Genomic DNA, 8,947 nt, shown 5'->3' with positions numbered 1-8,947 from the left:
TATAAGAGACAGGTCCACCAGGGCCTCGGAGAAGCCGTCCGTCGGGGCCGCCGGCCCGCCGCCCGCCGGGGACCCGGTCCGGGCACCGGCCGAGTCGACCGGCGCGTCGGGGCAGTGGTCGGGACCGGCCGGCGACCCTCCGGCCGCCCTGGCCCGGGACGGCGGGACGGGGGCGACCGGCGGTGCAGCCGCCGCGCCGGGGCGGCCCGTGGTCGAGGCGTACGACCGATGGGGTGCGGCGGCGAGCGCGACCGGGGTGCCCGCGCCGCGCGCCCCGCAGGTCGACCCGGTGGTGGGGTTGGAGCTGGCCCGGCGCTACGCCGACGAGGCGGACCGGCACGGGCACCGGGCGGAGCTGCTCGCCCGCCGGCCGGCGTTGCTGCCGGCCTGGTCGCCGGTCGCCCGGGCCGCGGTGGTCTACCTGGCCTCGGCCGGGGCGGGCGTGGTGCTGATGTTCGCGATGGTGCTCGCCTCCGGCCTCGGGGCGCTCGGCGCCGGCCCGCTCTACGCCTGGATGTGCACCGGGCTGCCCGCCGGATCACTGATCTCGGGATGGTTGGCGTTGGGCAGATGGGGGAGGGCGCCGATGGACGAGGCCGGTCCCGCACGCCACCCGGTGCTGGGCGTGGCGATCTGCTTCCTGCTGGTCCCGCTGGCCTACTGCGGTTACCTGTTGCTCCTGCGGATGGCGCGGTGAGCGGCCGGAACGCGCCGGTGGGGATGACGCGACGACCCCGGGAACGGGGCGACCTCGCGGTGGAGGCCGGACGTTCCCGGGGTCGTGGTGCGGTGGCGGGTCAGCGACCGGCGGTCGCGAGCCCCTCGGTCAGCTCGGTCCCGGTGGCCGGGACGGGCGTGCGGCGGCGCGGCGCGCGACGTCCCGAGGGGACGATCAGCGCGGCCACCGCGGCGGCCAGGGCGATGGCGGTGAGCAGCAGGAAGCCCGTGGTGAAGCCGGCCTCCCGGGGCAGGCCGCTCGCCTGCGGGTTGGCGGTGATCACGCTGCTCACCACGGCCGCGCCGATCGCGCCGCCGATGGTGCGGATGTTCGCGTTCATCCCGGTGGCCACGCCGGTCTGGCTCGGCGCGACGTTGGCCACGATCAGGTTGGCCATGGACGCGAACGCCAGCCCGATGCCGATGCCGACCAGGGCGCCGGCCAGTGCGATCTCCAGGCGGGTGTCGTGGGCGAGCGCCAGCATGGCCGAGGCGGCCACGTTGAACACCGCGCCGGTGGCCAGCTGCGCCTTGGCGCTGAACCGGACCTCCAGCCGGCCGGCGACGAGACCGGCGACGAACATGCCGACCAGCATCGGCAGCATCAGCAGCCCGGCCTGGGTGACGCTCGCGCCGAAGCCGTAGCCGGCGCTGGCGGGGGTCTGCACGAACTGCGGGACGAAGGCGTAGATCGCGAACATCGACCCGCCGTAGAGCAGGGCGACCAGGTTGGTCGTCCACACCCCGGGCAGGCGCATCATCCGCATGTCGATCAGCGGGTTGGCGGAGCGCACCTCGGCCACCAGCCAGCCGACCAGCAGCACGACGGCGAGCGCCAGCAGGCCGAGTACGCGACCCGAGGTCCAGCCCCAGGCCGCGCCCTTGCTGACGGGCAGCAGGAGCGCCACCAGCCAGCCGGAGAGCAGCAGGGTGGCCCAGACGTTGATCCGGCCGGGCGAGCGGACCGGCGACTCCGGCACGAACCGGTACGCCGCGAGCGCGGTGAGGCCCACGACGACCATCGGGATCCAGAACAGCCAGCGGTAGCCGAGTACGGAGACGATCGGACCGGCCAGGACGACGCCGAGGCCGCCACCGGCGGCGATGATCGCCGAGATGGTGGCCACGGAGGAGCTCACCCGGGCGGCGGGGAACTCGTCGCGGATGATGCCGAACGAGAGCGGGAAGACGGCGCCGCCGATGCCCTGGACGACGCGGGCGATGATCAGCACGCCGATGCTGGGTGCGATGGCCGCCAGCAGGCAGCCCACCGCGAGCGCGACGAGGGAGACGACAAGCATCCGTCCCTTGCCGATCATGTCGCCGACCCGGCCGAGGATCGGCGTGAAGATCGACGCGGAGAGTAGGTACGCGGTCAGCACCCAGGTCACGGTGTTCTGGGAGGTGTGCAGGTCGTGCTGGATGACGGGCAGCACCGGGGTGATCAGCGACTGGAGCATCGCGAAGAAGCCGGCGCCGGCCGCGAGGACGAGGAAGGTCAGCCGACGCGAGCCGCGTCGGGTGGTCTCGGTCACGGAGAGAACTCCCAAATCGGTACGAACGGAAGGTGAGGCGGGCGCGGCGGTCGCCGCCCGGCCGTTTCTGGGCGGCGTGGAGTCGGCCGTCGCGTGGTTCTTGGTCGCCGGTCCTGCTCGGTGGGGCCGGCCGGAGCGTCCGGGTAAGCTATCCGGAGGCGCGACTCCGGACAGTTCCGGAGGGGTGCCTCCATTAACTTACTGGAGGGATGCCTCCGGTAGCAACCGAGGAGGTGTGACGTCCGCCATGGCCAGCACTGGTGAGCTGGGGGAATACCTCGCGCGACGTCCCAAGCGAGCCGACGCCCAGCGGAACCACGAGGCCCTGCTGAACGCCGCCCGGGAGGTCTTCGGCGAGTGCGGCGTGAACGCGTCGCTGGAGGAGATCGCCCGGCGGGCGGGGGTCGGCATCGGCACCCTCTACCGGAACTTCCCGAGTCGCCGGGAGCTCTTCGAGGCGGTCTACGTCGACGAGGTGCAGGCGCTCAGCCGCTCGGTGGCGGACGTGGCGCACCTGCCCCCGTGGGACGCGCTCGTCGCCTGGCTGAACCGCTTCGTCGCGTACGCGGCCACCAAGCGGGCGCTCCGCGAGGAGCTGGCGTACGACTCCGAGGTCTTCCGCCGGTGCCGGACGGAGATCTACGCCGCCGGTGAGCCCCTGCTGAGCCGCGCCCAACAGGCCCGCGTGGTACGCGCGGACACCAGCTTCGACGACGTGTTGCGGCTGATCAGTGGCATCGTCGCGTTCCAGTTCCAGGAGCCGGGCCAGCGCGACCGCGTGCTGGCCATCGCCCTGGACGGCCTCCGCTACCCGCCCGCCCTCGCCTGATCTGCCGCGACCGGACGCGCCCGGGACGGCGTCGCGCCACCTGAACCGTCGCGACCGGCCGTTCGGGTGGGGCTCGACCCCTCAACTGTCCTGACCGGCCCGCTCGGGTGAGGGCTCACCCCTACCCGAGCGGGCCGGCCCGCTCAGGTGGCGTCAGCCAGCGCCTCGAACTCGGCGTCGGTGAGCTTCACCTCGGCCGCGGCGACGTTCTCCTCCAGGTGCGCGACGGAGGAGGTACCCGGGATCGGCAGCATCACCGGCGAGCGACGCAACAACCAGGCGAGCGCGAGCTGCGCCGGGGTGGCGCTGTGCTCGGTGGCGATGGCGTCCAGCGGCCCACCGGGACGGGCGAGGTTGCCGGTCGCGATCGGGAACCAGGGGATGAACGCGAGGTCGTTGCGCTCGCAGTACTCCAGCACGTCCTCGAAGTGCCGGTCGGCCAGGTTGTAGAGGTTCTGCACCGACACGATCGGGGTGATCTCGCGCGCCGCCTCGATCTGCTCGACCGTCACCTCGGAGAGACCGATGTGCCGGATCTTGCCCTCCTGCTTCAGCAGTGCCAGCTCGCCGAGCTGGTCGGCCAGCGGCACCGTCGGGTCGATCCGGTGCAGCTGGTAGAGCGGGATGCAGTCCAGGCCGAGGTGGCGCAGACTCAGCTCGCACTGCTGGCGCAGGTACTCGGGGCGCCCCAGCGGACGCCAGTCGCCCGGCCCGGCACGGGTGAAGCCGGCCTTGGTCGCGACCACCAGGTCGTCGGCGTACGGGTGCAGCGCGTCGCGGATCAGCAGCTCCGAGACGAACGGCCCGTACGAGTCGGCGGTGTCGATGAACGTCACGCCGAGTTCGACCGCCCGACGCAGTACCCGGACCGCCTCCTTCGGGTCCTTCGGGTCGCCCCAGACACCCGGGCCGGTGAGCTGCATCGCCCCGTAGCCGAGCCGGTCGACCTGGAGGTCGCCGCCGATCCGGTAGGTACCGGCGGCCTTCGCGGGCCGTGCCTGGGCACTGCTTGTCATGAGCTCTCCTGTCGTCACACCGTCGTCGGCCAATCTAGCCCCCACCGCGACCGCCGTCGCGGCGAACGTCCGCGCCGACACGGCGGTCGACCCGTGGCTGCACGGGCTGTTCGGCGTCGGCTTCGCGCTAGCCCCACCCGGCCCCACTCTGCTACGTCTGATCGCAGTCGGCGCGTCGAACGGGGGGCGGTATGTGGCCGGAACCGGAGCGGGAGCGCGGGCTCCGCCGGGGGACGGCCCTGCTCCTGGAGGCGGTGGCGTTGATGACCGCCGCCGAACGCGACGGCGACTACTCGGTCGCCGACCGGGCGGCGGCGCTGCTGCGCGAGGCGCTCGCCGTCACCCCGAGGGACGCGCCGCAGTGGCCGCACCACCTCTCCGTGCTCGGACGGGTGCACCGGGACCAGTTCCTCCACCTCGGCCGGCGGGCCGCCCTGCAGGCGGCGATCGACGCGCACCGGGAGAGCCTCGCGGCGACGCCGCCCGGGGACCCGCAACGGGCGTTCCGGCTGTTCAACCTCGGCATGGTGCTGGGCGACCGGTACGAGCTGGTCGACGACGTCGTGGCGTTGGACGAGTCCATCCGCCTGTTCGACGAGGTCGTCCGGGCCGCACCGGGCTTGTCGTCGTTGCCCCTGCCGGCTCGGCTCAACCTCGGGCAGCGGCTACGGGACCGTTGGCGTCGTCGCGGCGACCCGACCGACCTCGACCGGGCGGTGGAGGTCCTCGCCCCGGCCGCGGCGGCCGGAGACGACCCGCGGGTGGCCCTCACGTACGCGCTGGTGATCGGCGAGCGGTACACCGAGCGGCGCGACCCGGCCGACCTGGACGCGGCGATCGAGGCGAACCGGGCGGCGGTCGCCGTGGCGGATGCGCTGCCGAAGGGCCTCGTCGACCTCGCCCGGGTCGGGCTGGCCGCCCTGCTCGGAGAGCGGTACGAGAAAGGCCACGCCCCGGCCGACCTGGACGCGGCGATCGGGGCGTACCGGGCGGCGGTGGATGCCGCGGCCGGACCCGACCCTGCCGAGCTGCGGCGCATGCTCGGCAACCTGCTGGCGTCCCGCTACGAGTCGCGCCGGCGCCCCGCCGACCTCGCCGAGGCGCTGCGACTGCTCCGCGCGGCGGTCGCCGCCACGGACGAGCCGGTGGCCCGGTCCCTGCGTCTCCGCGACCTCGGCTACGTCCTGCACCGCGGGCGCGCGGACCTCGACGGCGTCCACACCCTGCGGGAGAGCCGCGACCTGCTGGCCGAGGCGGAGCGACTGCTCCCGGCCGGGCACCCGGAGCGCCCGCCACTCCTCAACAACCTCGGCGAGGCGCAGCGTGAGTTGGCCGACGCGGCGGGGGAGCCCGAGCTGCTGGAGCCGGCCGTGGCCACGTTGCGCGCCGCCGTCGCCGCGAGCGACGCCGACGCGCCGCTGCTGCCCCGCGCTCTGTCCAACCTGGGCGTCGCGCTACAGGCGCTCTTCGCCCGTACGCAGGACCTGGCGACCCTCACCGAGTCGATCGCCGTGCTGCGCCGGGCGCTGGCGGCCGCCCCGCCCGGCCATCCCGACCGGCTGCTCGTCCTCACCAACTACGGCGGGGCCGTGAACCGGCGGGTCGAGCTGGCGATCGAGGGCACGGCCGACGCGACACCGGAGACCGAGGGACCCGACCGTCACCGCCCGCCGCCCGCCGAGCTCGAACGGGACGCCCGGACGGCTGTCACGCTGCTGCGGGAGGCCGCCGAGCTGGCCCGGCACGAGGCGGACGAGGAGTGGACGCCGGTCGCGCACACCCTCGCACTCGCCCTCCTGCTCCGGCACCGGCTGACAGGTGACATGGCGGACGTCGACGACGCGGTGCGGCTGCTGCGCGACGTTCGCGCGGCGATGCCCCCGTCCACGCCGGACGGTCACCGGCTGCTCACCAACCTCGGTAGCGCGCTGCGCCTCCGTTTCCAGGCCGGACGGTCCGGCGACGACACGGCGGAGCTGCTGAGCGCGTGCCGATCGGCGGTCGCCTCGCTCCCCGCCGGACATCCGGACCGCGCCATGTGCCTGATCAACCTGGCCGGCGCCGTGGAGACCGTCGCCGACGTGTCCCCGCGTGGCGGCGACCCCGCCGCGGCGGGGTCGGCCCGGTCCGCGGCCGACCGGGGTCCCGTCGCCCCGCCCCGGGCCGACGTCCCCGCGGTCGATCTGGTCGAGGCGGCCGCGGCGCTGCGGGAGGCGGCCATGATCGAGTCCGCCCCCTCCCTGCAGCGTGCCCACGCCGCCGAGCGCTGGGCCGCGCACGCCGCGCGGGTCGGCGACCTGGTCTCGGCCCTGGACGGGTACGCCCTCGCGATCGAGCTGATCGACCTGGTCGCCTGGCACGGTATGGACCCCGACGACCAGGGGCGGCTGCTGCGCCGGTTCCCGCGCCTGGCCGGGGACGCCGCGGCGGTGGCGATCGCGCTCGGCCGGCCGGAACGCGCCGTGGAGCTGCTGGAGTACGGCCGGGCGGTGCTGCTGACGCGGGCGCACGACGCGGGCGCGGACCTGGCCGCCCTCCGGGCGCGAGCGCCCCGGCTGGCCGACCGCCTCGCCCACCTACAGGCCGAACTGGACGGCTTGGCCCGGGCCGCGCCGCGAACCGGTGTCGCGGGCGGTCCGGAGCGCCGACACGAGCTGGCGAGCCGGCGGCGGGAGGTACTCGCCGAGATCCGGCGGCTGCCCGGCTTCGACGGCTTCCTCCGCCCACCGCCCTTCGCCGACCTGGCCGAGGCGGCGGCCGGCGGCCCGGTGGTGCTTGTCAACGTGGCGCAGCGGCGCTGCGACGCGCTGGTGGTCACGGCAGCGGGGGTCGACGTGGTGCCGCTGCCCGGGCTCACCGACGCGGAGCTGACGCCGAGGACCGCGGCGTTCCTGACCTCCGTCGCCGAGGCCGGCGCGACGGCGGCGCCGGGGCCGGAGCCGGGGAGCATCGACGATCCGTCCGGCGGCCCGGCGAAGGCGAGCGCGGCCGAGCTGGAGCGCCGGCGCGCGGCAGCCCGGCGGCGGCTGACCGAGACGCTGGACTGGCTGTGGCGGGTCGTCGCCGCCCCGGTGCTCGACGCGCTCGGCCCGGCCGCCGCGCCGTCCGAGGGGCCGGGCCGAAGCCGGCTCTGGTGGTGCCCGACCGGCCTGCTCACCCTGCTGCCGCTGCACGCCGCCGCGCCGCTGGACGGCCGGGACGGGGTGCTGGACCGGGTGGTGCCGTCGTACACCGCGTCGCTGCGCGCGCTGCGGCGCGCCCGCGACACCACGCCGGTCGGCGCGGCGGTCACCTCCGCGTTGGTGGTCGGCATGCCGCGGACCCCGGGCCTGGCCGACCTGCCCGGGGTGACGCGCGAGGAGGACGCCGTCCGCCGGTACGTGCCCCACGTGACGTCCCTGACCGGCCCGGCCGCGACTGCGCAGGCGGTACTCGCCGCGCTGCCCCGGCAGCCGGTCGTCCACCTGTGCTGCCACGGCACCCAGCGACTGGACGCGCCGACCGAGGGCCGACTCGTGCTCTCCGGCGGTCCGCTGCAGGTGCGGGACCTGTGGCGGCCCGCCGGCACCGCCGCGGCCCTCGCCGTGCTGTCCGCCTGCGAGACGGTACGCGGTGGCGCGGCCCTGGCGGACGAGGCGCTCACCCTCGGCACCGCGTTCCAGCTCGCCGGTTTCCGGCACGTCATCGGCGCGCTCTGGTCCATCTCGGACGCGCTGACCGCGCAGCTGAGCGAGGAACTCTACGCGGGGCTGGCCGTGCCCGGCGGAATCGACCCGGAGCGCGCCGCGTCCGCCCTGCACCGCGCGGTGCGCCGGCTCCGCGCCGCGCTGCCCGGCCTGCCGGACCTCTGGGCCGGCTACGCCCACATCGGGCCGTGACCGGTCGCCGGTCGCGGGTGGGTTCCGTCAGCGCTGCTCGGGCGCCAGGGCGACGCCGGCGGCGGCCGGCGGGGCGGTGCGGCCCGGCGCGTACCAGGTGACGCCGACCGCGGCCACCAGCGCGGCGGTGCAGACCAGCACCAGCCGTACGCCGACGCGCAGCGAGCGGGCCGCCGTCAGCGCCTCCTGGTGGTCGCCGAGCGGGGCCGGCGGCAGCGCCGCCACCGGCGTCACGGCGAGCGGGCCGTGCGCCGCCCGCAGCAGCGCCAGCGCCCCGGCGACGCCGGCCGCGACCGCGCCCAGCAGCAGCACGCCGACCAGCGCGCCCCAGCCCGGCGCCAGCGCACCGACGTCGGAGCGACCCCGGATCAGGCTGAAGCCGACGAGCGCCGCGAGCAGCCCGGCGAGCCCGTTACGCCAGGCCAGCGCGGCGGCCCGGACCCGGGTCAGCTCGTCGCGGAGCAGCCCGGCCAACTCCTGCGCGCGGCGCAGGTCGGCGACGGTGGCCGGCGGACCGGGGCGCAGCCGGATCACGTCCGGGCCTCCAGCCGCAGCGTCCAGTACGCGCCGCAGCCGGCCGGTCCCGCCGGCCGACCGGGGTGCTCCGCGTCGCAGGTGCAGAGCACCGTCCGGTAACCGGGGTCGCCGGGCGGGATGGCCGATCCGTGCCGGTAGACGTGGTCGACCACCGGGAACGTGACCGGATGCCGGCAGCGCGGGCAGTCCCCGCTGAGCAGCAGGGCCGGCCCGAACTCCCGCACCGTGAACGTCTCGGCCGCCCGGACGGCGTACCCGTCGTCGGTGACCTCGGCGTACGGCAGCGCATCCGCTGCCGGCTCGCGATCGTGCACCGTCTGACCTCCCGCTGCGGCCCGGCACCGACCGTCCACGGTAGTCGTACCCGGCACACCGGTCACGGGGGCGAGGACGGCCGGAACCCGACAGCCGGGGACGGAGCGCCCGGGCGGGCCG

The 8,947-nt window shown here is 75.7% G+C and carries 7 protein-coding genes; 3 read left to right on the top strand and 4 right to left on the bottom strand.

What is annotated here, in order from left to right:
- Positions 1-697 (top strand): hypothetical protein (locus E1211_RS27605; RefSeq protein ID WP_243709720.1); only part of this gene is annotated, 697 nt, incomplete at its 5' end.
- A gap of 100 nt (positions 698-797) precedes the next feature.
- Here E1211_RS27605 and E1211_RS27600 read toward each other — a convergent pair.
- Positions 798-2,252 (bottom strand): MFS transporter, encoded by a 1,455-nt coding sequence (locus E1211_RS27600; RefSeq protein WP_132352411.1) that lies wholly within the window; start codon positions 2,250-2,252, stop codon positions 798-800.
- 247 nt (positions 2,253-2,499) lie between these two features.
- On the opposite strand from E1211_RS27600, the gene E1211_RS27595 reads away from it, so the two are divergent.
- Positions 2,500-3,081 (top strand): TetR/AcrR family transcriptional regulator, encoded by a 582-nt coding sequence (locus E1211_RS27595; RefSeq protein ID WP_132352409.1) that lies wholly within the window; start codon positions 2,500-2,502, stop codon positions 3,079-3,081.
- 143 nt (positions 3,082-3,224) lie between these two features.
- Here E1211_RS27595 and E1211_RS27590 read toward each other — a convergent pair whose 3' ends face one another.
- The gene (locus tag E1211_RS27590) at positions 3,225-4,097 is read right to left on the bottom strand and encodes an aldo/keto reductase (RefSeq protein WP_132352407.1); all 873 of its coding nucleotides are present in this window, start codon (positions 4,095-4,097) and stop codon (positions 3,225-3,227) included.
- Positions 4,098-4,288: 191 nt separating this feature from the next.
- Between E1211_RS27590 and E1211_RS27585 the strand changes: the two genes are divergently transcribed.
- On the top strand, positions 4,289-7,975 hold the full coding sequence (locus E1211_RS27585) for a CHAT domain-containing protein (RefSeq protein WP_132352405.1): 3,687 nt from the start codon (positions 4,289-4,291) through the stop codon (positions 7,973-7,975).
- Between the two features lie 27 nt (positions 7,976-8,002).
- On the opposite strand, the gene E1211_RS27580 is transcribed toward E1211_RS27585, so the two are convergent.
- Both E1211_RS27580 and E1211_RS27575 read right to left on the bottom strand, forming a co-directional pair.
- The gene (locus tag E1211_RS27580) at positions 8,003-8,509 is read right to left on the bottom strand and encodes a hypothetical protein (protein WP_132352403.1); all 507 of its coding nucleotides are present in this window, start codon (positions 8,507-8,509) and stop codon (positions 8,003-8,005) included.
- Entirely contained in the window at positions 8,506-8,826 is a 321-nt protein-coding gene (locus tag E1211_RS27575; RefSeq protein WP_132352401.1) for a hypothetical protein, read from the bottom strand. Before E1211_RS27575 ends, E1211_RS27580 begins: the two co-directional genes overlap by 4 nt.
- Positions 8,827-8,947: the final 121 nt, after the last annotated feature.

The sequence above is a fragment of the Micromonospora sp. 15K316 genome (genome assembly GCF_004348525.1).
Taxonomy (GTDB): Bacteria; Actinomycetota; Actinomycetes; order Mycobacteriales; family Micromonosporaceae; genus Micromonospora.
The sequence above is the reverse complement of the archived record's forward strand: the minus strand, read 5'-3'. Positions and strand labels throughout refer to the sequence as shown.